This window comes from Oscillatoria nigro-viridis PCC 7112 (assembly GCF_000317475.1).
In the GTDB taxonomy this organism is placed as follows: Bacteria; Cyanobacteriota; Cyanobacteriia; order Cyanobacteriales; family Microcoleaceae; genus Microcoleus; species Microcoleus nigroviridis.
In genome coordinates this window covers 957,229-980,516 of record NC_019729.1, presented here as the reverse complement: position 1 = coordinate 980,516, position 23,288 = coordinate 957,229, and the positions used below count along the sequence as shown (strand labels likewise).

Here is a 23,288-nt window from a genome sequence, read left to right as displayed (position 1 = left end):
GAATTGCTACTAACAATCTACATAAACCCGCCCCCACACAACTAACAATCTACATCAACATTGATTTGTATTGAATGCGAAAAATGTACAAGGGGTTTACCGTGGAATAGGGGCAGGTTTTATAGATTGTTAATTAACCTAAATATTGTTGGTGAAACCCGCCCCTACAAGCCAAATTAAAAATTGGCGGCGTAAGTTAAGTCAAATTGGCGGCACAGAGTGATGCAGCAGTAGGTTGGTCGATCGAATACTAACTCGTAATTCATCTGACCGTCTATTTTGGTGATCGGCTGCTTTAAGGGGATGCCCTGAATATCGTATTGGCGACGTTCTAAGGCACTCCAGTCGATAATTTTGGAGTCGATTTGGTTCTGCAACTCAGTTGCGATCAGATATAGGTGCATCTTGTCTTGAACTTTCCCAGTCAGGGGAAATTTTATTAACACTGACTGGGTAACGAGGGGTTTTTGGTCGTTGGGATGCTTCTGGGTGTGGCAGCTTTTGAATTCTATATCGTAAGGTTCTACCTTGAATATATCTCCGTTGGCGATCGCAGATGAATGCAAATCTTTCAGGCACTTTTCTAGGTGAGGAATCAGCCCTAAGTCTGGATCGCACAGCAGTTTACGAATGTTGGAGGTTTCAGGGACTGTCATTTGAGAGTTTTGATGTTATTTTTTTATTCTTAACTTTGAGCTTACCACAAAAAGCCAACCTATCGAACTATACTTGCGACATATTTCCACAAAGGTCGTTTATGGGCCGTATGTCGCAGTGACTAAGAGATTGATTTTTGGCAGCAAACCCGTGTTTTTTGCATTAATATTTTAGATTATTTCTTGGTAATTTTCCACAAATTAAGCTCGACATTAGTGTCAGCCGGCTCTATTTGATAGTTTTGTTGCTGAATTGCAGATCGCAAAGTTGAGGACGGTCTGTATACAAACAACTCACTGAAACCGCCGGGAATTTGCGGGGGTTGGGGTTTTTTCTTTGCCAATTCTCGATTTTTGTAGCAAGAAGTGTAACAGCGCGGTTCTATTAGCAGTTTGACTTTTGGTTCTAGGTAATAACTTAAAGGCATGATATATGCGATATTGGCATCGCTGATAATTAGGGGATTGCTGGCTTGATTGACAGTCCCAGCTACTTCCAAGGCGCGCAACCAACCGCTGCCTTTATTCCACCAAATATCTGCTTGAGAACTAACTCCACCGGATATAATACCTGCGGAAAAAACGGCAAATATAACTATTTTCCACAGTTTTTGCTGTTTGAAGTTCTCCAAATTGTTACTAATTTTTGCAGACAGCAGGTAAGCCACTGCTAGCTGAATTCCCACATAAAAAGGAACTAAATATCGCGGATTAGCCGATCGCCTTCCACCCTTGATTAGATCGGGTACTGCTAAAAACAAAGCAGTTGTTGCAATTAATAACAATACTATCAACCAGACTCGCTTTGGTGTTTGTCGGCACAGATAATAAAGGGCATAGCCAACTAAAGTTAGAATCACGATCCCAACTGGAATTAGCAAGGCTAATTGTGCGGCGTTGGCGGTTCCATCAATGCCAATATCAAAAAATGCTATGGTGACGGAACCAACCCACCTGCTGACTAATCTTAAGTAATTTGTTTGTTCTGCCCATGCTGTTGTGCTTCTAACTTGATTGAAGTTTTCTACAGTATTTATGAGGGAAGGCATGAAGCCGATCGATGCGATTAAAGATGCGACATAATAGGAAATGAATGTTTTCACATCGCGCCAGTTGGCAATAACTGCGACGTAGATTGCATGGGCAGCAGCGACGCAGACAAATAACAAGTGGGTGTAAAATCCCATTGTTGTCATGACTGCGTAAATTGTCCAGTGATAAACAAGCCAAATTGGGTTTTGATTTGCGTCGGTAGCGCGCATTGCTCGCAGCAGGGCGGCAGTTGATAAAATAGTAGTAACAGTCCACAAGCTGTACTGTCTCGCTTCTTGGGCAAATAGGATGTGGTAGGGAGAAATGGCAAAAATTGCGATCGCCATCCACGCTACGGCTGAAGATTCAAATAACTCCCAAGCCAGCCAATAAATTGCGGGAAATACTAGCAGGCTAATCACGGCAGCCAAACTTCTCATTGCTGCCACGGAACTGCCGAACCACTGCGCCCAATATCGCGCTAGTACGTAATACAGCGGGGGGTGTTGGGGGTCTTCTGTTGCTAAAGAATTCAGGGTATCCCTTACAGTTTTTTCGGAATTTATCTGCTGATATTTTTGTAAATCCGCAGGCGAGGTTATTTTCTGGTAGGAAATTTGTTTGATTATTTCGGCTTCGGTGTAGCCAGAAACTCTCAAAGAAGTATATGTTTCGTCGATCCAGTAAAATTTGCGATCGAGATTGGCGAAGCGAAATAAAATACCTATGACTAATACGGCGATAATTAAAAATCGCAGCCACTTGTCAAGTGAAGGGTTGTGAGAATTTAGTCGATCGCGATCTTTCGTAGATTCCATTTTATAACTAGCTAATCTGGCACAAATTTTTTTTGTTACCCCACCCGTAAGGTGCGCCCTTACGCACCCTACTAACTTAGGAGCGCGAATTAAATAACTTACAATTTTAATTGTTATTGTGGGATGGGCGTCCCGCCCGTTCTTTTTGGACGGGCGGGACGCCCATCCCACTTTCAAGAGTGGAAGTTATTTAATTCTCATTCCTTAACAGCCAGAGAGAAGACTTCAGTCCTCACTACGAACAAAGGAATGATTAATCATCTACTCCTTCAATCGGCGCAAAACCTTGCCGCTGAATATTTTCAGTTATGGTGCGGGGTTCGAGAAATTGCAGCAAATAATCCGGGCCACCCGCTTTAGAACCAACTCCCGAAAGTTTGAATCCTCCGAAGGGTTGGCGCGATACCACAGCGCCGGTAATTCCGCGATTGATGTACAGGTTTCCGACTTCAAAATCGGATGAGGCTCGATCGATATGTGAAGGCGTGCGAGAATACAATCCGCCGGTTAAAGCAAAATTCGTACCGTTAGCAATCGCAATCGCTTCGCTGAAATTTTTTGCCCGCATCACCGACAAAACCGGGCCGAAAATTTCTTCTTGGGCGATAGTTGCTGTCGGCGATACTTCCGTAACAATAACTGGGCCGACAAAATAACCGGTTTCCGGTGCCGGCATTTCTAAAGCTATCTTAGCTTCGGCGCGACCTGTTTCGATGTATTCGCGGATGCGCGACTGGGCATTTGCATCGATCACGGGGCCGACTTGAGTGCCGGGATTTTCTGCTGGGCCGACATTGAGCGATCGCGTCGCTTCTACCAATCTTGCCACAAAATTATCGTACACCGATTCGACCACAATTACTCGCGAACAAGCGGAACATTTTTGGCCGCTGTATCCAAATGCCGAATAAACTACGCCTGCAACTGCTTGGTCTAAATCCGCACTTTCATCGACAATAATTGCATTCTTGCCGCCCATTTCAGCAATTACTCGTTTCAGGTGTTTTTGTCCGGGCTGCAAAATCGCAGCATCGGCATAAATCTGACAGCCCACTTCCTGAGAACCCGTGAAAGTAATCATGTGAACGTCAGGATGTTTCACCATGTAAGCACCGACGGTTGAACCTTTGCAAGGCACGTATTGAAATACGCCTTTGGGGATTCCAGCTTCTAGCAAAATTTCTGTGATTTTTGCTGCAATTACTGAGGAAACTTCCGCAGGTTTGAGCAAAGTACAATTCCCTGCTACCAGCGATGCAACTGTCATGCCGACAGGAATTGCGAGGGGAAAATTCCAAGGCGAAATGATTAAAGAAATGCCGCGAGGCTGATAGGTGTAGCGGTTGGTTTCTCCGGCTACGTCGTAATTTTTTCCTTGTTCCAACCGTTCCATTTCGTCGGCGTAGTAGCGGCAAAAATCAATAGCTTCGGAGACTTCCGCATCGCATTCTCTGACAGGTTTGCCGACTTCAAACACCATCCAAGCTGACAGTTCGTGCCGCCGCTGTTCCATCAATTCTGCGGCTTTGCGGAGGACGCCGGCGCGCTGTCGGACGGGGGTTTTTCGCCAACTGGTGAAGGCTGATTTTGCTGCTTCAAGGGCTTGTTTGGCCTGTTCTTCGGAAAGCAATCCGATGGTGCCAACTACTTCTGTGGGATTGGAAGGGTTGAGTGAGTTAACTGTTGCTTCAGTATTTTGGTACTCGCCATCGATTAGGGGTAAATAGGTTTTACCTAAGTTGGCGCGCACTGATTTGATGGCTGTTTCTGCTTGTTGCCGCAATTTGGTATTGGCGTAGTCGGTATCGGCAACGTTGGGAAATACTTTGCTGTAAACTAGCTGGTCATTGCCGCTAGCAACTGGTGCGGCTAACAATTGTTCGATCGGCATTTCTTCGGAACTTTGCCGGATGAAAGAACTGTTGGCGGTATTTTCCAGCAAACGGCGGATCAAATAAGCCATTCCCGGCAGCAAATCGCCGTAGGGGCAGTAGACTCGAACCCGATAACCCCGATCGACCAAAAGCTTCGCCAATTTGTCGCCCATGCCGTACAGCACTTGCATTTCAAAGCGGCGGCGCGGGATGTTGAGAGTCTCGGCAATGGCGATCGCCCTCGCTTGCGATCGCACATTATGACTGCCAATAGCTGCATACAAATATTCGTGATTTTCTAGCAGCAACTGCGTCATCTGCTCGAAATTTGCATCGGTAGCAACTTTGTCATTGTAGACCGGCTGCGGCCAATCTTTCTGCATCGCTTTAATAGTTTCCTGATCCCAGTAAGCGCCTTTTACCAGACGCACTGTTACCGGATTTCCGCGTTTTTTCGCCCAGGAAATCAGGTTTCGCAAATCTTGGGCGCTGTCGCGCAAATATGCTTGCAATGTAATTCCAATATCCGTGCGACTGCGAAACTCTTCTTCTAACAATAAGTCTTTGAGAATGGTCAGAGTTAAACTTTTGTAAGCATACTGTTCCATATCGAAATGAACTGCCGCTCCCAATTCCTTCGCGCGGCGCAGTAACAGGCGAATTCTCTCGCTTACTTTCTCCTCGCTACCTTTAGCATCCAAAGGGTCAAACTGAGAATAAAAAGCCGTTAACTTTACCGATACTTGGACTCGCGGCAGAGTTTCGCCGTCTGCTGTGTCAATTGCATCTACCTGCGACCAATTCTTCGCTGCATTGGCGAGTTCCGCCATCAATTCCAAATAGCGGTTAAGATAAATTTGCGCCTCAGTTTCAGTGATGACAGCTTCCCCCAAAAGGTCAACTGTAAAACCCATTTTATCTTTGCGAAGTCGCTCTAAGGTTTTAATTACTTGCTTGATATTTTCCCCAGAAATATACTTATGCGCCAATGTTTCCACAGCAGGCGCAACCGTCGTCGCCGCCAATTGACCCGGAACTGAATCAGGGCTAGCAAAGTTGAGCAATTTTTTCAATGCTTCGGGCAATTCTACCTCTTCGGCGGTCAGGTATTCTTGCAAGTGGCGGGCAATTTCCGGCCTGCTGCGGAGGGCCGGCAAACAGTCAATAAATCGAAACAACTGCACCCGCAGTCCGGGGCTGGCCATTGCCCAATCCATCAGTTTGTCGTCCCAGCGCATTTGGTCTTGGAGTTGCCCGAAAAAAGAGCGCTTTTTCTCTTGAGTTAGCCGCAGGATTTCTTTGGCAATTTCCTGGGTTTTTGCTTCGTAGATGTTTTCAGATACTTGTGCGATCATTGGTAATAAGTAATTGGTAATTTGTAATTAGCAACAGGGGGGGATTATATATTTTGTAACTACCCCCTGATACAATTATACTTGCTATTTGACTTCAATTTTAACTTGGTAGTTTGCTTGGCGATCGCCTGAAATTTCAATAGTATAATCGCCGCTACTGGCTAATTGACCTTGCCACTGACCTGTGCTATCAGCAGTACCTAAATTTTCACCGTTAGGAGCAATAATTGCGGCGCTAACTTGACCTTCTTGAACATTTATTGTCATGGTTTGGCCGCTATTGCACTCCAGTAAGTAGCGCCTGGATATGTTGGCTCGCAAACTATTGCTCAGAGTAGTTCCCGTAGCACCGGCTTGAAAGTAAACTCGCTCGGTTACAGGGGTTTCAACCGCAGCGGGAGTTGGAGAAGGAGAAGGCGACGGCGACGGCAATGGCGAAGCAAGTTGCGGAACACCAGAGAGAGAGGGTATTTGAGTGGGACGGGGCGACGGAGGGATTGTGGCGGGCAGTCGAGTTCCAGGTGCTGGGGGAAGTCCGGGCCGGCGGTTGACGGGCGCTGTTGCGACAGGGGAAGGGCTTTCGGGGAGGGGTACGTCGGCGGGTAGTTTGATTTGAAGGTTCGCTCTTTCCTGATACATTCTCCACGCCAGCAAACTGCCTAGACTGAGGACGGAACCCACTAACATTCCGCTGAGAAAAACTGCTAAGATTTGCCACGAGCGAGCTGGTTTGGCATCGGGGTTGGCAATTGGAATTGTTGGAGGCGGATAACTTGTAATTTGAGTTGTTTCCGGCGCGCTATCGGCGGCAATTGGAATTGTTTCGGCTGCGTCGATTGGCGCTGAAATATCTTCGGGCGCGGCAATTTCTGCTGGAGTTTCTGGGGGTGCGGAAGTTGAATCGCTGCTGGCAATTTCACTGCGATCGAACTCATCGCTAGTAGGGGAAATTGTTTCCGGTGGCTGAGTCAAAATTTGTTTTTTTTCCTGTTCGTCGCTCATGGGGCTAAATTTATTTTACAAAGACCGCTGTTAGACATTTTACGTTACTGGTGCGATCGCCTGCACTTAAATTATCTAGCATAAGGAAGAAGGCACGACACGGATTTTGACACGGATACACGGATTAATTATCGAGCGTTAGGCAAAAGTTAGAAGGAAGATTGTTCATCTGCATACAAACCTGCCATGATATTATACCACTTCTCCAAAAATATGCTACAATAAGACTCAAGCGCAAGGATGATTGTATGAAAGTAAATTACCCTGAAAGAATTGAGGACACTGTCAGCGAATTAAAAATAATTATGTCACAGCAACGAACTGTAACTAATAGACAAAAAGTTCAGGCACTTTATTTGTTAAAATCTGGTTTAAGCCAGAGCATTACAAATGTAGCTGAAGTTTTAGGAGTACATAGAATCACCGTACAAAGATGGTTCAAACAATATAGTGAGGGGGGTTGGTCATCATTATTAAAGCTGAGGAAATCGACGGGTAGACCCCGAACAATATCCTCAGAAATAATAGCAGGAATCTCGAGAAAAATCCAGGCCGAATCCTGCGAATTTAAGAGCTATAAAGAAATTGCCAGATGGGTAGAAGAAAACTATCAAGTATCCGTCAAATATCAAACTTTACATAAGCAAGTACGCTACCGGATGAAAGCCAAGCTAAAAGTACCAAGGCGTTTGAGTAACAAAAAAGACCCGGCGGCAGCAATCGAGTTTAAAAAAAACTAGAAAAATTGCTGAAAGTAGCGTGCTGGTTAGATTATGTCGATCCAAATCCAGCAAAAAAGGGTCTCAAATATTGGTGCCAAGATGAAACGAGAATTGGCTTAAAAACGATTGAAAGGAAAAAAATTACAGCCCGTGGAGTTAAACCAATAGGTTTAGTTCAATGGAATTTTAAAGCTTACTACTTATACGGGGCGGTTGCCCCTCAAACCGGAGAAAATTTCTGGTTGGAGTTTTCACATCTTGACGGTCAATGTTTTCAAATATTCCTAGATAACCTAGCAGCAGAATATCCGGAGCATTTAAATGTTGTGCAACTGGATAATGGTAAGTTTCATCATAGTAGTCAGCTCAAAATACCAGATAATATTTTACTGGTTTTTCAACCACCATACAGTCCCGAATTGAATCCAATCGAGAGAGTATGGCAATACATAAAACAAGAACTGAGTTGGGGGTTGTATGACAACTTAGATGAAATCAAAGAAAAAGTTCGCAGTTTTCTTGAAGAATTTTCAACTGAAACAATCGCATCTATCGCGGGATGGGATTATATTCTATCGGCCCTAGCTACTGTTGCATGATTTTGGAGAAGTGGTATTAGTTAGCGATTTACAGTTGGGTGGGGGCGGGTTTACGAGATTGTTCGTTACAGGCGAGTATTGTTGGTGAACCCGCCCCTACAAATTCCTAATTCACGATTCCCGATTCCCGATTCCCCATTCCCGATTCCCAATTAGTAATTATTAGGCAAAGACTGCCAAAAAGGCCGCTCTTCTGGCTTCCTCACAGTATTCGTTGCCGACTGCACGTTTCCTTTTAATTCTTGATAATACCTGTCATCCAGAAAACTCACGCTGACGCCAGCAGGCAGCAGCAGTTGGCGCAATCTTTCTTGAGTGTAATCTACACCGTCAATCATTGGCCCGCGCGGATTTGAAACTAACAACTTGCCGTTAACTGGCACCGAATTGACCATATTCGGCCACCAAGCATAACCGCTGTAGCCAAACATCACCGGAACTTGAACAATTTGGTCGTCTCGGAGTAAAAACTCTCTTTTCAACTTCTCTATAATCGGATTAAGTTTCTGCTTTTGCAAATAGAGATTGTGTTGAATTAAAGCACGGTTTTTCAAGGCGGCGCTGACTGTTGTTTGAGTGCTCAAACCGCGATTGATCGTCACATCGCCGTAACCTCTTCCCTCCAATTCTTGCAACAGCTTAACTCCGGCTTCGGGACTGGCGATTGCCATTACATATTGTCCGGGAGTTTGAGTGGGAATAAAATTGATAATTTCATCGACTTGGCGAGTCAAAAGCCAAGAAGTATCAATATCCACCGGCGGCCCTTGAATTCTCTGAGCTTGAATAAAATCAAGTACCTCTGGATTAAAACTAGCATTTCCCGAATTCCCGTAATAAACTCGACCCAGTGGGTGTCCGGGAATCGGCGGTGTCACCTGCAAATTGCCGTATCCGTCAGACCACTGACTTACAGGGTCTAAAGAGCGAGGATTGCCAATTTTAAATACTTTCAAATCCCGGTTTTGAGTTGATTTAACAGGCGGGTTTTTATCTTGCTCGCTATTGCTTTTTATGGCTACATTAAACAGGCGGATTGCCGATTTGTCTGGCAATTGAACGTAGCCGTTTTTCTGGGTATCTTGCATCCAAGTGCGATCGCCCTGGAGAATTTTTACTTGGGCGCCTGTGGGTTCTACTGCTTGTTTTAGTTGCGAGATAAATTCGCTGTTGACCGAGCCTCTGTCGCTGACCTGAATTTCGGTTACTGGTGCTGTATTTGGCGGTATCATCCAAGGACTAACGCCCATTTGGATTGTTGTGGAGGCGATTTCTTGACCGTTGTTTAGGGCAGTCGCTTTGAGATTTACAGTGCCGTTCCAATTGCGATCGGCAAATTGTTTGGCTTCCACACCTAAAACAATATTCGTGCTGAAAACTAGAGGTTTAGCGCCGGATATATCTACAGGTTGCCAGCCGTCACCCGTCTTCTGAAAAACGCTGATGTGAGGGCTAGCAATGCTGTCAGCCGTGATAAATAGTTGAGATGTTTTGAAGTTTTCAGACAGTGTTAAGTTAACTTGAGAAAGCATCGCTGCACGGCGGGGAGTGTTAACTTTGGTTTGTTTCCAAGTCGGTATCTTGCCGCGATCGTTATTGCGATCGTTAAATAAAATTAGCGCGCCCTTGGACAAAGACCATTGTTCTTTTCCGGCTTCGTCTTGCTCGTTAATTTGGCCATCTCTGTTAGTATCTCCTGCAAAGAAAAAGTTCGACGGCGACGCGGCGGCCGTAACTAGGGCGGGAGTTGGTATTGCAGTTGATTCAGGAGTTGGTTGAGGAGTTGCTTGCTGATTTCTCTCTAACTCTTGCCTTTCAAGTTCTTTTCTGGCTAATTCTTGCCTTTCAAGTTCTTGTCTTTCAACTTCTTTCCTGGCTAATTCTTGCCTTTCTATTTCTTTCCTGGCTAATTCTTGCCTCTCAAATTCTTGCCTTTCTATTTCTTTCCTGGCTAATTCTTGCCTCTCAAATTCTTGCCTTTCTATTTCTTTCCTGGCTAATTCTTGCCTTTCTATTTTTTTTCTGGCTAATTCTTGCCTCTCAAATTCTTGCCTTTCAAGTTCTTTTCTAGCCCGGTCTTTTTTCTCTTGCTCTTTTCGCTCTCTTTCTCGACGAGCAAATTCTTTTTTCTCTTGCTCTTGGCGGGCTCGCTCTCTTATCTCTTCTTCCTCGGCTCTAACTTTCTCAACAGAACGTGCAACTTGCATTTCATAGGTAGCGGCACTGAGGTTTCCTTGGTATTCGATGGTTTTGTCGATCGCCCCATCAGCCAAAAAAGAATCGTGAGGAATGAGTCGCAGCGTATTGATAGCCAACTGCCACAGGCGCTGGGACTGTTCCCAAGTAGCAGAAGAAGGATTAGAAGTGCGTCCAATTTCGACTGCTTGGGCGGCTAATTTAGCAGCATCGTCCCAATTATATTTGGCTCTTTCTTCTATTTGAATCTGAATTTGAACGTTTTGGAGTTGCTGCGTCAGAGTTTGGGATTGCTGGCGGTGGATTGCTGATTGCCAAAGTTCTGCAAGAAACGGGGCGCTGTCGGAAGTTTTGGCAAGGTTATCTAATTGTACTTTGAGCCGATCGCGCAATTTGTAGAGTTCCGAAAGGGATTGCGGATTTTCGCCGTCTGGCTGTCGCCCAGAGAGTGCGAGTTGGTAGTTTAGGGAAGGTTGAGCCACTGTTGCGGGGACTGCAACCCAAATAATACCGATGACGACACCGAAACCATTGATAATGGCGATCGCAATATATCGAACCCAGCGCATATAGTTTATCCTCTGACACGCCAATAATTTTACCTAATCTTGGGAGCAATGGGGAATTTAATTGTAAGATTTTAGGATGGGAAGGGCGATCGGCTTTTTTTCATGTCGAAGGACGGTTAACTCGAATCAATTTACCGTTTAAAGTATCGATCGCAGAAATAGCATCATTAATTCGCGTCGCCAGCCTTTCAAAATTTGGGTCTTCCGTGCAAACAACAATACCACTATGGTCAGAGTTTTGAAGGTGTAATCGCATGAAATGACGGCGATTTCGCGTTAAAACTGTTCGGGAATTGCTCGCAGCAAAAGCTAACACATCTTCGTCAGGAATTTGAAGATTTGCATTCCCTGCTTCCCTCGCTGTTAATACATCGTGACCCAAAGTCCGCAGTAATTCTACCACTGCTAGCGGAAAGTTTTCATCTGTGTAAAAACGTGCCAACTTTTAATAAACCTCGCTTTCTTCCATAACTTCATCGTTTTCTCTAATTGCCTGTTCAATTTCCTCTGGGTAAGCATCAGCATAAGCCCACGCATTTACCAAGTCAGCGGCGGTTAGATCGGGAAATGATTCTAGGATGATACCATCGGAAGCACCTAAACGTCGATCGCACACCAGTGACCAAACTGGTATGCGAGTATTGCCGATACAAGCATCGCCTCCGCACACACCAGGAGTTTTTTTAATTCCTAGAGAACCGTTGGTTAAAGTTTGAGTTAGGATGCTGATGAGTTTAGCTTTATCAGCCAGATTTAAGGTTGAGATTTGAGTTTCTAATTCTTGTATAGTCATAAGTGCGATCGCTCGGATTTGATATTAGTTAGATTCTAGCAAATTCGCGCCATGTTTTAGGGTTCCTCATTTCTAGCGATCGCAGCTTGAATTTCCTCTGGGTGTGCCTCAGCATAAGCCCAAGCATTCGCCAAATCTGCTGCACTCAAATGAGGAAACTCTTGCAAAATCCGCACATCATTTGCACCCATAATGCGATAATTTACCAGCGACCAAATAGGTATGCGAGTTTTGGCAATTCTCGCATCGCCACCGCACACGCCCTGAGTTTTTTCTATTCCTTGCCAAGTATTGCTTAAACTTTCGACCAATAGCTGTATTGCCTGACTTTTTTCACTGGGAGTTAAGGCAAGTAGTTTTTTTTCTAATTCTTTCATTGTCATTGTTTGCTATCTAATTGAGATTGAATAACATCCAGGTTAGAGTACACCGCAGTGTCCTGTCCCTACAAACAATTCGGGTAGGGATACGGCACTGCCGTATCCTGACAAATATCTGCAATTAACCAACAGAATTTGAATGCAATCTATTAGCTAGATTATAGCGCTTGAATCAGCGCGATCGCCCGTTTTGTTACCACATCTCGGCAATACTGATTCCTTACCCGTAGCTGCGACTTGAAAAAAATGGTACGATCGTATTAATGTGCGATCGAGAAAATCATACACCGCTATTGTAGAAATTATTCCCAGGAATTACGCGCTCAGACCAAAGAAACCGCGTTTTCCACGGAATCGGTCGCTGTGTATGAAGTATTTCCCAAAAAACCCGGTTTCTGCCTTCCCACGAGTCAGTCCTATATTCATTTAGTCGCTTTCTCCATAAATGGAAGTAAAAATCGTGAAATCGCCCTGTTATTTCCTAATTTTTATCCTTATTGGATTATCCTTAACAAGCTGCGAACAGGCGAAGTCATTTCAAAAAATAGATCGCACATTTAAAAAGAGTAATGCGATCGAACAACACAATTTTAACTTGCAAGCGGGCGATCGCACGATCGATCGAACTAACAACATTCAAGCAAGTCCCAATAGCGGGAAGTTCGATGGAAGTATCAACTCACCGGAAGAAAGTGCGATCGTGTTAGGAATATTCGGGTTTTGTTTGATGTGTTATTTATTAGTTTGGAAGTTTCGCGGGAGGGAAGAAGCTAACAGGATGCTGAGAAGAATCAGAAGAAGGGTGAAGTGAGGATAGATACTTGCTAAACCTCATTTTTTCTTAGTGCGGTTGCGTTTTCTCGATTCAGCAGCCGTATTTTTTGCTTTTTTTTGTTTTTCTTTACTTGCCTTAGATTCATTGACAGCACTACCACTTATCGGTTTGCTGGAAAATCCCGATGTCTCGGAGTTTTTAGCTGCAATTATAGGAGCAATGCTAGCATTATATATCTCCTGAAATTGTGTTAGACCTTCCCCCGTACTCATATCAAACCCTGCTTGCAGACCGAGAGTTACAAAGGATTTGGCAAATCCAAATTTAGAGGAATCTTCCATAATCTCCTTAAATTCCGGCTCGATATCCCGCAGGTATTTGATAATTGAAGTGGCATTTCGCAGTTTAAATTCTCGCTTCAAAAATTGCCAGAACGCCAATAATTCCGGGATAGCATTTTCACCTTCTTCCGGCGAAAGCAAACTCACTTTCCTGGGAAACAACTCTTCGACTACAGTTGCCACATCTTCCACTTTCATGCTAGGCAGCGTAAAACCTTCATAGCCGAAACCGTAATAAATGAACTGCGAGATCCAAAATCCAACGTCTGGATAAGTTTTACAGTATTCTTCTCCTTCGGGAGAATTGACAAATAGCTCGATTAGCGTTTCCTGATAATCTTCCAGGAGTGGTTCTGCTTCGTCATAATCTAGCCCATTTAGTTGGCGGATGTTAAAAGGTTTATCTGACATAGTTGAAAATTTTTTAATTTAATTGACTTTACCTCTAAGGTTAGTACAATTTTTGCAGTTCTATTAATTCTTTAGGATTTCATTATATTTAAAAAATCTCCGCTCGTAGGTATATTTGACTAGCACCGATCGCCCGTGACTATTTAAACCAAGCTAGCATGGCATAGGGCGATCGACCTGTCCGCAAAAGAGCGATCGATGTGATATGATATCCAAATAAAAGTATAATTGTTTGAGCTTGGCAGTCCGCCACTTCAAATTATGAAGTCAACACAACAGTTTACAGCAATTATTGAACGAGAAGGCGATGGATATGTATCCCTTTGCCCAGAACTTGATATTGCCAGCCAAGGTGACAATATAGAAGCAGCGCGACGAAATCTGATCGAGGCGCTGGAACTATTTTTTGAGACAGCAGATCCTTCAGAAGTCAAGAATCGGCTGCATAGTGAATTTTTTGTGACTCGTGTAGAGGTGAGCGTTGGGTAAACTGCGGGTTCTATCAGCGGCTCAAGTTTGTCAGATTTTAGAACAATATGACTTTGTTCAAGTGCGGCAGCGCGGCAGTCATATTATCATGCAGCACCGACTACCCAATACAACTGTAACGGTTCCTGTACCCAATTATTCAGAAATTAAAATTGGCACTTTACAGTCTATTATTCGGCAGTCAGGATTACCTCGATATCTTTTTGAAGTGAACGAATAGCTTAGATTAGCATCTATACAAACCCAAAACAAAAACCCGGTTTCTTGGAGAAACCGGGTTATTATTGAGTCCTAAAAAATCCTACAACTGCTTCACCTCAGAAACCAACTTGGCAACCACATCCTTAGCACTACCAAACAACATCATCGTCTTATCCTTGTAAAACAACTCGTTGTCAACACCGGAAAAACCAGCACTCATCCCGCGCTTAATCACGATCGTATGCTTGGCCTTATCAACCTCCAAAATCGGCATCCCGTAAATCGGGCTCGCCGTATCGTGACGCGCCGCCGGATTCACCACATCGTTAGCCCCGATTACCAAAGCCACATCCGTCTCGTCAAACTGCGGATTGATATCGTCCATATCGTACAACTGCGGATAAGGCACGTTTGCTTCCGCCAACAGCACATTCATGTGCCCCGGCATCCGCCCAGCCACCGGGTGAATCGCGTATTTCACGTCAACGCCCATTTTTTCCAAACCGTCGGCTAACTCGCGCACCGCGTGCTGTGCTTGCGCTACAGCCATTCCGTAACCGGGAATAATTACAACCGATCGCGCATAACCCAACATCATCGCACTTTCTTCGAGATTGATGCTGCGAACAGTTTTGTCGATCGCACCAGCAGCCCCAGCAGCACCCGCAGCACTACCGCCACCGCTACCAAAGGCGCTAAACAGCACGCTACCCAAGGATCTATTCATCGCCTTGCACATGATTTGCGTCAAAATAATCCCCGACGCGCCCACCAATGCACCAGCGATAATCAGCATATTGTTCATCAAAATGAACCCAGCCACACTCGCCGCAATCCCCGAATAAGAGTTAAGCAGCGACACCACCACGGGCATATCGCCACCGCCAATCGGGAGCACAAACATGATTCCCAGAATATTGGAAATCGCCACCAAAGCCAGGAATACCGGCACATCCTCCGGATTAAACAGCATATAACCGCTGCCCGCTAAAAGCGCGATCGCCAGCATGGCATTAAACGGCTGTTGCAGCGGAAACGTCATGGGCGCACCCGGCAGCAATTCTTGCAGTTTCGCAAACGCCACAAGGCTACCAGTGAAGGTAATCCCGCCGATCAACACGCCCAAAAGGATGGTGATTGTCGCGTCTGGAGTTGGCGATTCCGGGATGCTGAGATAGCGCCAGAATTCGCCCACAGCAACGAGTGCAGAAGCCGCGCCCCCGAAACCGTTAAGCAAACCCACCATCTGCGGCATATCCGTCATCGCCACGGTTTTCGCCATAATTGTTCCCAAAATGGAACCGACGATAATTCCGACAGCAATCAATTCGTAGCTGACTACTTGCTTTTCCAGCAACGTACCGACGATCGCAATTAACATCCCGATCGCAGCTAACACATTCCCTTGACGCGCGGTTGCAGGGGAACCCAACTGTTTCAAACCGATAATAAACAAAGATGCGGCAACTAAATAACCTAGTTGAATGCCACTGGGCAGAAAATCGCTCACGCTTTAACCTCTTTTTTCTTGAACATTTGCAGCATTCGATCGGTTACTAAGAAACCGCCGACTACGTTAATTGTGGCCAGGGCGATCGCGATCGTCCCCAAAATCGAAGTAACAGTCACATTACCTTGGCCAGAAATCAGAATTGCGCCTAAAACCGCAATTCCCGAAATCGCATTGGAACCCGACATCAAAGGTGTGTGCAGCGTCGGCGGGACTTTATTAATTACTTCAAATCCCACAAACGACGCTAGAGTAAACACCACTAAACCTGCAATCAATCCTTCTGCCATGACAATTGGTAATTGGTAATTGGAAATAACTCGTTCCCCGTTGCGTCCGCCAGTCCGCCAGGGAATGAATTCCACGGGGCTTTTAGCCAAAGTCCTCGCTATGAGGACTAATAGACATCTCCAATAATTCTTGTGGAACAGACCGGAAAGCCTGTTCAAAAAAGGTTTTTCTGGAGATATCTAATGAGTTTTTCAGTCCTCTTGAGAGGACTTGAGCTTTGAGGCAGGGGTTTCAACCCTTGCCGAACTTTGCCTCATAACGACAGAATCTAACTGACGGCTGAAGCCTGAGCAGCCAAAGCATCGCGAACTCGCTGGTTGCTAATTTCGCCGTCGCGGGCAACGCAAGCACCGGCGATGATATCATCTTCAAAATTCAAGTTTAGTTCCTTATCTTTGACCATCAACTGAAGTAAAGCCGAGATATTCTTCGAGTAAGTTTCGCTAGCGTGGACAGGCATCGACGAGGGCACATTAATCGGGCCGATGACATTAACGCCGTTCCATTCAACATCTTTCCCCGCTTCAGAACATTCGCAATTGCCGCCTTGTTCGGCCGCGAGGTCAACAATTACCGATCCGGGCTTCATTTGAGAAACCATTTCTCTAGTAACTAAAATAGGTGCTTTTCTGCCGGGAACTTGAGCGGTTGTAATCACTGCATCGGAAGCGCTGACGTGTTGGGTGAGCACTTGGCGGGTGTATTCTTTAGCCGCTTCTGATAGCTCTTTAGCATAACCTCCGGCGGCGACGGTTTCTTCCTTGAGTTCGACATCAAGGAATTTAGCGCCCAAACTTTGCACTTGTTCTTTTGTTTCCGGGCGGATGTCGAAGGCTTCGACTACCGCACCCAAACGGCGCGCCGTGGCGATCGCCTGCAAGCCAGCAACGCCCACACCCATTACCAATACTTTCGCGGGGCGAATTGTACCCGCCGCCGTTGTCAGCATCGGAAAATACTTTGGCAAAGCGGCGGCTGCGATCAGTACCGCTTTGTAACCGGCGACGTTACCCTGAGATGACAGCGCATCCATGCTTTGAGCGCGACTGGTGCGCGGGATCATTTCCATGCTGAATGCCGTTACTTTGCGATCGGCTAAACGCTGCACTAAAGCCGGATCTCCCAGAGGATTCAAAAATCCGATGAAAACGCCTCCTTCCCGGAGTTGATGAACTTCTGATTCTTGCAGGGCCCCGATTTTCACGACGACATCGGCTTCGCCCCACAGCCTAGCGGTATCGGCGACAACCTGAGCTCCCGCTTCTTCGTAAGCAAGATCCGAGAAAAAGGATTTTGCCCCCGCACCGGCTTCCACCCAAACTTCGACGCCTTGTTTTACCAATCGGGCCACAGCGTCGGGTACTAAAGCCACCCGGCGTTCCCCTGCTGCTATTTCTTTTGCGATCGCTAATTTCATAAACTCTCCTTATTTAAGCTTTCCCAGGACGGTTGAAACCGCGCCTACACAGACATGGCATTTGAAACCTCGTCTACACGAGACTTTACTTGCCTCGGCAAGTTTCTTGAAGTGCGATTTTTAATCGCCCGATGCCTTGCTTTACATGGGAGTCGCCGTTGCCCTAAAGTTCTCTCGTTGATACTAAAGCCGATCGCCTAAATTCGACCCGTATCTTTAACTTATCTTATACATTCAAATTCGCTAAATTGTTAACTCGGTCACCGATTATGATATAATTTTATGTCGCCTAACTTTGTAGTTTGAATGTCAGTTATCAGTATTACGCAAAATTACGCAAAAAATAATTGACGATCGAGCAATTTGTTCCGAGGTTCCCAGATTCAGGGTTTCGCAGACTTAGGATGGAGGCACAGAAAAGCCTCGGGTTCTAACGATCCCCCAGATTCATTCTCAAAGCAGACGGGAGTAAATCTAAAATCTAAAATCTAAAATCTAAAATCGGCTCGCCCTCATCAAATTGCTGAGAGATTCGATATATTGTAGGCACGAGCGCAAATTTCGGGCGAGCAATATTTAAGGTTCACCAAGAGTTTAATTAGAGGAGTTGTTATGCGACGATTATTTTCAGCACTAGCGGTTACAGGTTGCTTGGTGGCTGGATTACCCGCCATCAGTTTAGCCCAGTCCATGCCAGGATTCACGATTTTCGGCGGCCCCGATCGCGCCAACCAATTAAGCTATCGCTTAGATTACGGTACAGCCGGGATGAGCGGCGATAGATATCGGCTGCGAATTCCTTCCAAAAAAGTAAGTTTGGCGATCGCCCAACTGAACATATCCTATCCAGACTACTACAAAGGCGAATTTGACCAAAAAGACATTAAAGTGCGCGTCAAAGACAAAACAATAGAATTGCAAGAAGTAATCTGGGACAAAGAAAATCGATTCATAGAAATTTATCCCAAAGAACCAATTGCCGCCGGCAACAATGTTGAGGTTGTACTCTCCAACGTCAGAAACCCATCTCCCGGCGGAATGTACCATTTCAACGTCCGCATCCGCACGCCCGGTGACGTTCCCTTGCTGCGTTACCTCGGTACTTGGCTGTTAAGCATTAATTGAGGGAAGAGTTCGGGGAAGGAATTTCTCGTTAGTCAAGCGATCGCGACAGAAAAATTTAACTGTGGCGATCTTTTTCCTGGGTGGGAAAATTTAACAATACTCAAATCCGGGTTTTCGGGAGTTGTAAAATAGAACCTTCGGCTCATATCGCAATTCTCAATGATTCGTAATAATGAGTCTAGGGGCAGTCTCCCGATGGTTGCCCTTCGCTAATTAGGGGTAGGCCCAAGGGCGCTACCCCTAAAAAATGTTTACAAATCAAATAGGATTGCTCTAGCCGTACTCTCGCATGAATCTACTAGCAAAAATCAAAACTATACAAATTCCTCCAGCGCTGCGATCGAGAAATTATCGCCTGTTTTTTGCAGGACAAGGCATCTCCCTGATTGGCAATTGGATGACGCAAGTCGCTACTGTTTGGCTGGTCTACAATTTGAGCGATTCACCTTGGATGCTCGGCGTAGTGGGATTTACAAGTCAAATCCCCACATTAATTTTACTGCCTTTTGCAGGAGTTTTAATCGATCGCTGGAACCGCCACCGAGTCATAATTGCCACTCAAATATTAGCAATGGTTCAATCCTTAGCGCTAGCATTTTTAGCGCTAACAGGAGTCGTTAACATTTGGCAGATCCTGGTACTGAGTTTCTTCCAAGGCGCAATTAACGCCTTTGACGCCCCGGCACGGCAAGCTTTTGTACCCGAACTCGTGGAAAAGAAAGAAGATTTAGCAAATGCGATCGCCCTCAACGCTTCCATGTTCAACGGGGCCCGATTAATCGGCCCAGCAATGGCAGGTTTGCTGATAGCTACAGTCGGCGCAAGTTATTGCTTTCTCATTGACGGACTCAGCTACATCGCTGTAATTGCAGGCTTATTAGCGATGCAAATCAAAGCCCGTAAAATTGCAGCAACTAATACCAAACCCTTACAAAGATTAAAAGAAGGATTCGTTTATGCCTTCGGGTTTCCCCCGATTCGAGCAATTTTACTGCTATTAGCATTAGTCAGTTTTGCCGGAATGTCGCACACAGTATTAGTCCCAATTTTTGCCACCAAAATCCTGCACGGCGGCCCAGAAGCCCTAGGCTTCTTGATGGCTGCTTCGGGAGTCGGAGCCTTTGGGGGGGCGATTTATTTGATTTCGCGCAAAAGTGTAGTTGGCCTCGGCAAATGGATTGCGATTTCACCGGCAATTATGGGATTTGGACTGATAGGTTTTGGTGTGTCCCGCGTCTTGTGGCTGTCATTAATCATGATGTTGTTTGTGGGGTTTGGTTTCATTTTGCAATTTGCAGGAGGAAACACATTTTTGCAAACAATTGTGGAAGACGACAAACGCGGAAGAGTGATGAGCATATACACGATGGCATTTTTTGGAGTGACACCGTTTGGGAATTTAGTTGCCGGCGGATTGGCAAATTATATCGGCGCTCCCAATACAGTCATCATTGGAGGTATAATTTGTGTTTTAGGCTCGGTAGTTTTTACCAAACAGTTGCCAGCTTTAAAAAACATAGTCCGACCACTGTATCAAAAAATGGGTTTAATTTCGCACTAGCGATTTAGCGGATCGGCACAAATGCCAACATTAAACAACATTCCCAAAGCTAATATCTGACAAAAATTTCTTGATGGTACCCGCCACGCGATCGATCCGTAGAATCAATCGAAAGCATCTCAAATCTAAAATCCTTGCATCCCCCAAATTTATCCGTGGGGTCGCCTCCAAAATCCAAAATCCAAAATCTAAAATCTAAAATCTAAAATCGAATGACTGTATCTCTAACAATCCTCAACAATTTGTAAAGTTCTCCCTTTATCTCTTCTCTTTCTCTGCGCCCTCTGCGCTCTCTGCGGTTAAAAAATCCAAATTAATTACGCAACCAGAGGTTAAACCAATGGCAAATACAAGTGCAATTCCACAGCAGAGCGATCGCGTTCCCTTAAAAACCTGGATCGGCGTCATGGGAACAATTCTCGGCGCTTTCATGGCAGTTTTGGACATCCAAATCACCAACGCATCTCTTAAAGATATTCAAGCAGCTTTAGGCGCAACCTTAGAAGAAGGCTCTTGGATTTCCACCGCGTACCTAGTCGCAGAAATTGTCGTAATTCCGCTGACTGGTTGGCTGTCGCAGGTGTTTTCAGTCCGTCGCTACATCTTGGTAAATGCCGCTTTCTTTGTATTCTTTTCCATGTGCTGCGCTTGGGCGTGGAATTTGAATTCAATGATTATATTTCGGGCTTTGCAGGGATTGACTGGCGGCATTTTAATTCCGATGTCTTTTACATTTTTGCTGACAAATTTGCCCCCGAAAAAACAGCCAGTTGGCATGGCGATGTTTGCACTGACAGCTACTTTTGCACCATCCATCGGGCCGACATTGGGAGGGTGGCTGACTGAGAATTACGGCTGGCAATATGTCTTTTATTTAAATTTAATTCCAGGGCTGCTGCTGCTAGCTGCTGTGTGGTACGCCGTCGCCCCCGCACCGCTGAAAATCGAACTGCTAAAAGAGGGCGACTGGTGGGGAATTATCTCGATGGCGATCGGCTTGGGTTCCCTGCAAGTCGTCTTAGAAGAAGGAAGCCGCAAGGACTGGTTTAGTTCTGATTTTATTGTGCGTTTAAGCATAATTGCAGCAATATTTCTCAGCGCTTTTTTCTGGATTGAACTAACTCGCAAACGACCGTTTATTAACTTGCGCTTGCTAACTCGCCGCAATTTCGGTTTAGCTAGTATTGTGAATATTTCCTTGGGGGTGGGATTGTACGGTTCGGTGTACATTTTGCCCCTGTATTTAGGTCAGATTCAGCAGTACAATGCCATGCAAATTGGCGAAGTGATTATGTGGGCTGGGGTGCCGCAGTTATTCATCGTACCGATGGTGCCGAAATTGATGCAGCGAATCGATATCCGGCTGCTGATTGGTATCGGTGTGAGTTTGTTTGCGGTGAGTTGTTTTATGAATGCCAGCATGACTCACGAGACGGGTATCGATCAGTTGCGTTGGTCGCAATTAGTAAGGGCATTGGGACAGCCTTTAATTATGGTGCCGCTGTCAACTATTGCGACTGCTGGTATGGAGAAACACGAGGCTGGTTCGGCTTCTGGTTTGTTTAATATGATGCGAAATATGGGAGGTTCGATGGGGATTGCGGCGCTAGCAACTTTGGTGACACAACGCCAGCAATTTCACTCGAATCGATTGGGGGAATCTGTTTCTTTGTACAATCCGGCAACGCAGGAGCGAATTAATCAAATGACTCAGTATTTTGTGAGTCGCGGTGCTGATTTAAGCGTGGCAAAAGACCAGGCTATTAAAGCAATTGATAATCTTGTCCGCCGTGAAGCTTATGTAATGGCTTTTAATGATTGTTTTTACTTTGTGGGAATTGCTTTGCTGTTAAGCGGGATTGCTATTTTGGGTTTTAAAAAGGTGAAAGCGGGCGCGGGTGCTGGCGGAGCTCATTGATTCTGTAGGGCGGGGAGTGCGCTGAATCTTTGGGGCGGGCTCTCCTGCCCACCCCACAAGAATTTTAATAGTTTTTAAAATGCACACTAAATGTTTTTTAGCTTGTTCACCATTCTTGTTGGGCTTCTGCTTCTGCTTGGATTAAATTTTGCCGCAGTTGCGCCCAATTTATTTGATGGGAGGGCGAGTCTTCGATGAGCTTTCCGCGCTGTAAATGCAGAATTCGCGTGCTGAATTGCTCGGCTAATTCTAATTGATGGTTTACCATTACAATGGTGGTTTGGCCGTTTGTTAGCTGTGTCAATACTTGCAAAAGGTGGGCGGCTTTTCCTGCGTCTAGGGCGGATGTTGGCTCGTCTAAAAGCAAGATTTTTGGTTGCAGGATGATGCCGCGGGCGATCGCCACGAGCTGTTTTTGGCCTGTGGAAAGCTGCAATTCGGTGCGATCGAGCCATTCTTGGGGTATGTGCAGTTGTTCGATCGCCCCGCTAATTCTCTCAGCAATGTTTGATGCAGTCACCCCCCGCAGCTTCAAAGGATAAGCCAATGCTTCTCGCACCGACATTCCCAAAAGCTTGGATTCTTGCAGGATGAGGGTGATTTGTTTGCGGAGTTCGATCGCAGGTATTTGCCGATATTCTGTATTTTCCAGATAAATCGAGCCGCTGGTGGGACTGCTGAGCCGATTTAGCAGCCGCAACAGCGTTGTTTTGCCGGCACCTGAAGGGCCAACAATTGCCACGCGAGATCCCTTGTGTACCTGAAATGATATATTTTCCAACAAATAACTTGAGGCGATCGGTGTTTTTAAACTAACACTGTCAATTCGCAGTTGAGGATTTGTTTCTGTATTATTTTCCGAATAATTAGGCATTTAATTAATTAAAAATATGACCTTCGTGGAACGGGCCCCAGAGCCCGTTCTTGAGGCAGACAAGATGCCCACTCCCCAATCCAACTCACTCTTTATGGAACTGACATCTTGCCCGTTCTTAAGGCAGGCAAGATGCCCCCTCCCCAATCCAACTCACTCTTTGTGGAACGGGCATCTTGCCCGTTCTTGAAGCAGGCAAGATGCCCCCTCCCCAATCCAACTCACTCTTTGTGGAACGGGCATCTTGCCCGTTCTTGAAGCAGGCAAGATGCCCGCTCCCCAATTTAACTCACTCTTTGTGGAACGGGCATCTTGCCCGTTCTTAAGGCAGGCAAGATGCCCGCCCCACAATCCAACTGCAGGCAAGATGCCCGCCCCA

General features: G+C 45.6%; 21 protein-coding genes. 8 read left to right on the top strand and 13 right to left on the bottom strand.

Annotation, left to right across the window (positions count from 1 at the left end; genetic code table 11):
* Positions 1–176: 176 nt before the first annotated feature.
* The 4 genes from OSC7112_RS04370 to OSC7112_RS04355 all read right to left on the bottom strand — a co-directional run bounded on the left by OSC7112_RS04370 (position 177) and on the right by OSC7112_RS04355 (position 6,737).
* Entirely contained in the window at positions 177–656 is a 480-nt protein-coding gene (locus OSC7112_RS04370) for a hypothetical protein (RefSeq protein WP_015174763.1), read from the bottom strand.
* A gap of 176 nt (positions 657–832) precedes the next feature.
* On the bottom strand, positions 833–2,506 hold the full coding sequence (locus OSC7112_RS04365) for a glycosyltransferase family 39 protein (RefSeq protein WP_150111492.1): 1,674 nt from the start codon (positions 2,504–2,506) through the stop codon (positions 833–835).
* A gap of 253 nt (positions 2,507–2,759) precedes the next feature.
* On the bottom strand, positions 2,760–5,735 hold the full coding sequence (gene pruA / locus OSC7112_RS04360) for an L-glutamate gamma-semialdehyde dehydrogenase (protein ID WP_015174761.1): 2,976 nt from the start codon (positions 5,733–5,735) through the stop codon (positions 2,760–2,762).
* Between the two features lie 84 nt (positions 5,736–5,819).
* On the bottom strand, positions 5,820–6,737 hold the full coding sequence (locus OSC7112_RS04355) for a hypothetical protein (protein WP_015174760.1): 918 nt from the start codon (positions 6,735–6,737) through the stop codon (positions 5,820–5,822).
* A 248-nt stretch (positions 6,738–6,985) separates the two neighbouring features.
* On the opposite strand from OSC7112_RS04355, the gene OSC7112_RS04350 reads away from it, so the two are divergent.
* Positions 6,986–7,477: a helix-turn-helix domain-containing protein gene (locus OSC7112_RS04350; protein WP_041622362.1), complete on the top strand. Its 492-nt coding sequence runs from the start codon at positions 6,986–6,988 to the stop codon at positions 7,475–7,477.
* 5 nt (positions 7,478–7,482) lie between these two features.
* Positions 7,483–8,058: an IS630 family transposase gene (locus tag OSC7112_RS04345; RefSeq protein ID WP_150111491.1), complete on the top strand. Its 576-nt coding sequence runs from the start codon at positions 7,483–7,485 to the stop codon at positions 8,056–8,058.
* Between the two features lie 152 nt (positions 8,059–8,210).
* Here OSC7112_RS04345 and OSC7112_RS04340 read toward each other — a convergent pair whose 3' ends face one another.
* The 4 genes from OSC7112_RS04340 to OSC7112_RS04325 all read right to left on the bottom strand — a co-directional run bounded on the left by OSC7112_RS04340 (position 8,211) and on the right by OSC7112_RS04325 (position 11,999).
* Positions 8,211–10,823, bottom strand: coding sequence for a protein-arginine deiminase family protein (locus OSC7112_RS04340; protein ID WP_015174759.1), 2,613 nt, complete (start codon positions 10,821–10,823; stop codon positions 8,211–8,213).
* Between the two features lie 100 nt (positions 10,824–10,923).
* Positions 10,924–11,265 (bottom strand): DUF5615 family PIN-like protein, encoded by a 342-nt coding sequence (locus OSC7112_RS04335; protein WP_015174758.1) that lies wholly within the window; start codon positions 11,263–11,265, stop codon positions 10,924–10,926.
* Between the two features lie 3 nt (positions 11,266–11,268).
* Positions 11,269–11,616: a DUF433 domain-containing protein gene (locus tag OSC7112_RS04330; RefSeq protein ID WP_015174757.1), complete on the bottom strand. Its 348-nt coding sequence runs from the start codon at positions 11,614–11,616 to the stop codon at positions 11,269–11,271.
* A gap of 56 nt (positions 11,617–11,672) precedes the next feature.
* Positions 11,673–11,999: a DUF433 domain-containing protein gene (locus OSC7112_RS04325; protein WP_015174756.1), complete on the bottom strand. Its 327-nt coding sequence runs from the start codon at positions 11,997–11,999 to the stop codon at positions 11,673–11,675.
* Positions 12,000–12,456: 457 nt separating this feature from the next.
* Between OSC7112_RS04325 and OSC7112_RS04320 the strand changes: the two genes are divergently transcribed.
* On the top strand, positions 12,457–12,807 hold the full coding sequence (locus tag OSC7112_RS04320) for a hypothetical protein (protein WP_150111490.1): 351 nt from the start codon (positions 12,457–12,459) through the stop codon (positions 12,805–12,807).
* 20 nt (positions 12,808–12,827) lie between these two features.
* Here the strand turns inward: OSC7112_RS04320 and OSC7112_RS04315 are convergent, their stop codons facing one another.
* Positions 12,828–13,523, bottom strand: coding sequence for a hypothetical protein (locus OSC7112_RS04315; RefSeq protein ID WP_015174754.1), 696 nt, complete (start codon positions 13,521–13,523; stop codon positions 12,828–12,830).
* 261 nt (positions 13,524–13,784) lie between these two features.
* Between OSC7112_RS04315 and OSC7112_RS04310 the strand changes: the two genes are divergently transcribed.
* On the top strand, positions 13,785–14,012 hold the full coding sequence (locus tag OSC7112_RS04310) for a type II toxin-antitoxin system HicB family antitoxin (RefSeq protein WP_015174753.1): 228 nt from the start codon (positions 13,785–13,787) through the stop codon (positions 14,010–14,012).
* Positions 14,005–14,232: a type II toxin-antitoxin system HicA family toxin gene (locus tag OSC7112_RS04305; RefSeq protein WP_015174752.1), complete on the top strand. Its 228-nt coding sequence runs from the start codon at positions 14,005–14,007 to the stop codon at positions 14,230–14,232. Before OSC7112_RS04310 ends, OSC7112_RS04305 begins: the two co-directional genes overlap by 8 nt.
* Positions 14,233–14,313: 81 nt before the next feature.
* Here the strand turns inward: OSC7112_RS04305 and OSC7112_RS04300 are convergent, their stop codons facing one another.
* The 3 genes from OSC7112_RS04300 to OSC7112_RS04290 all read right to left on the bottom strand — a co-directional run bounded on the left by OSC7112_RS04300 (position 14,314) and on the right by OSC7112_RS04290 (position 17,431).
* Positions 14,314–15,723: an NAD(P)(+) transhydrogenase (Re/Si-specific) subunit beta gene (locus tag OSC7112_RS04300; protein ID WP_015174751.1), complete on the bottom strand. Its 1,410-nt coding sequence runs from the start codon at positions 15,721–15,723 to the stop codon at positions 14,314–14,316.
* Positions 15,720–16,013, bottom strand: a complete 294-nt coding sequence (locus OSC7112_RS04295) for an NAD(P) transhydrogenase subunit alpha part 2 (RefSeq protein ID WP_006633295.1) — start codon at positions 16,011–16,013, stop codon at positions 15,720–15,722. The genes OSC7112_RS04300 and OSC7112_RS04295 overlap by 4 nt, the downstream gene beginning before the upstream one ends.
* A 269-nt stretch (positions 16,014–16,282) precedes the next feature.
* A complete protein-coding gene (locus tag OSC7112_RS04290; RefSeq protein WP_015174750.1) occupies positions 16,283–17,431 on the bottom strand; it encodes a Re/Si-specific NAD(P)(+) transhydrogenase subunit alpha in 1,149 nt (382 codons plus the stop codon).
* Positions 17,432–18,043: 612 nt separating this feature from the next.
* On the opposite strand from OSC7112_RS04290, the gene OSC7112_RS04285 reads away from it, so the two are divergent.
* From OSC7112_RS04285 to OSC7112_RS04275, 3 genes are all read left to right on the top strand, one after another.
* Positions 18,044–18,556 carry a DUF2808 domain-containing protein gene (locus OSC7112_RS04285; protein ID WP_015174749.1) on the top strand — a complete coding sequence of 171 codons (513 nt, stop codon included), beginning with the start codon at positions 18,044–18,046 and terminating at the stop codon, positions 18,554–18,556.
* 289 nt (positions 18,557–18,845) lie between these two features.
* A complete protein-coding gene (locus OSC7112_RS04280) occupies positions 18,846–20,117 on the top strand; it encodes an MFS transporter (RefSeq protein ID WP_015174748.1) in 1,272 nt (423 codons plus the stop codon).
* Positions 20,118–20,457: 340 nt separating this feature from the next.
* Positions 20,458–22,035, top strand: coding sequence for an MDR family MFS transporter (locus tag OSC7112_RS04275; protein ID WP_015174747.1), 1,578 nt, complete (start codon positions 20,458–20,460; stop codon positions 22,033–22,035).
* 106 nt (positions 22,036–22,141) lie between these two features.
* Here the strand turns inward: OSC7112_RS04275 and OSC7112_RS04270 are convergent, their stop codons facing one another.
* The gene (locus OSC7112_RS04270; protein WP_015174746.1) at positions 22,142–22,909 is read right to left on the bottom strand and encodes an ABC transporter ATP-binding protein; all 768 of its coding nucleotides are present in this window, start codon (positions 22,907–22,909) and stop codon (positions 22,142–22,144) included.
* Positions 22,910–23,288 lie beyond the last annotated feature (379 nt).

Bases quoted from the DNA above. Each gene is read 5' to 3' on its own strand.
- OSC7112_RS04355 (WP_015174760.1), bottom strand. From the start codon at position 6,737: ATGAGCGACGAACAGGAAAAAAAACAAATTTTGACTCAGCCACCGGAA.
- OSC7112_RS04275 (WP_015174747.1), top strand. From the start codon at position 20,458: ATGGCAAATACAAGTGCAATTCCACAGCAGAGCGATCGCGTTCCCTTA.
- OSC7112_RS04330 (WP_015174757.1), bottom strand. From the start codon at position 11,616: ATGACTATACAAGAATTAGAAACTCAAATCTCAACCTTAAATCTGGCT.
- OSC7112_RS04280 (WP_015174748.1), top strand. From the start codon at position 18,846: ATGAATCTACTAGCAAAAATCAAAACTATACAAATTCCTCCAGCGCTG.
- OSC7112_RS04295 (WP_006633295.1), bottom strand. From the start codon at position 16,013: ATGGCAGAAGGATTGATTGCAGGTTTAGTGGTGTTTACTCTAGCGTCG.
- pruA (WP_015174761.1), bottom strand. From the start codon at position 5,735: ATGATCGCACAAGTATCTGAAAACATCTACGAAGCAAAAACCCAGGAA.
- OSC7112_RS04290 (WP_015174750.1), bottom strand. From the start codon at position 17,431: ATGAAATTAGCGATCGCAAAAGAAATAGCAGCAGGGGAACGCCGGGTG.
- OSC7112_RS04370 (WP_015174763.1), bottom strand. From the start codon at position 656: ATGACAGTCCCTGAAACCTCCAACATTCGTAAACTGCTGTGCGATCCA.
- OSC7112_RS04350 (WP_041622362.1), top strand. From the start codon at position 6,986: ATGAAAGTAAATTACCCTGAAAGAATTGAGGACACTGTCAGCGAATTA.
- OSC7112_RS04340 (WP_015174759.1), bottom strand. From the start codon at position 10,823: ATGCGCTGGGTTCGATATATTGCGATCGCCATTATCAATGGTTTCGGT.
- OSC7112_RS04325 (WP_015174756.1), bottom strand. From the start codon at position 11,999: ATGACAATGAAAGAATTAGAAAAAAAACTACTTGCCTTAACTCCCAGT.
- OSC7112_RS04365 (WP_150111492.1), bottom strand. From the start codon at position 2,506: ATGGAATCTACGAAAGATCGCGATCGACTAAATTCTCACAACCCTTCA.
- OSC7112_RS04310 (WP_015174753.1), top strand. From the start codon at position 13,785: ATGAAGTCAACACAACAGTTTACAGCAATTATTGAACGAGAAGGCGAT.
- OSC7112_RS04285 (WP_015174749.1), top strand. From the start codon at position 18,044: ATGCGACGATTATTTTCAGCACTAGCGGTTACAGGTTGCTTGGTGGCT.
- OSC7112_RS04315 (WP_015174754.1), bottom strand. From the start codon at position 13,523: ATGTCAGATAAACCTTTTAACATCCGCCAACTAAATGGGCTAGATTAT.
- OSC7112_RS04270 (WP_015174746.1), bottom strand. From the start codon at position 22,909: ATGCCTAATTATTCGGAAAATAATACAGAAACAAATCCTCAACTGCGA.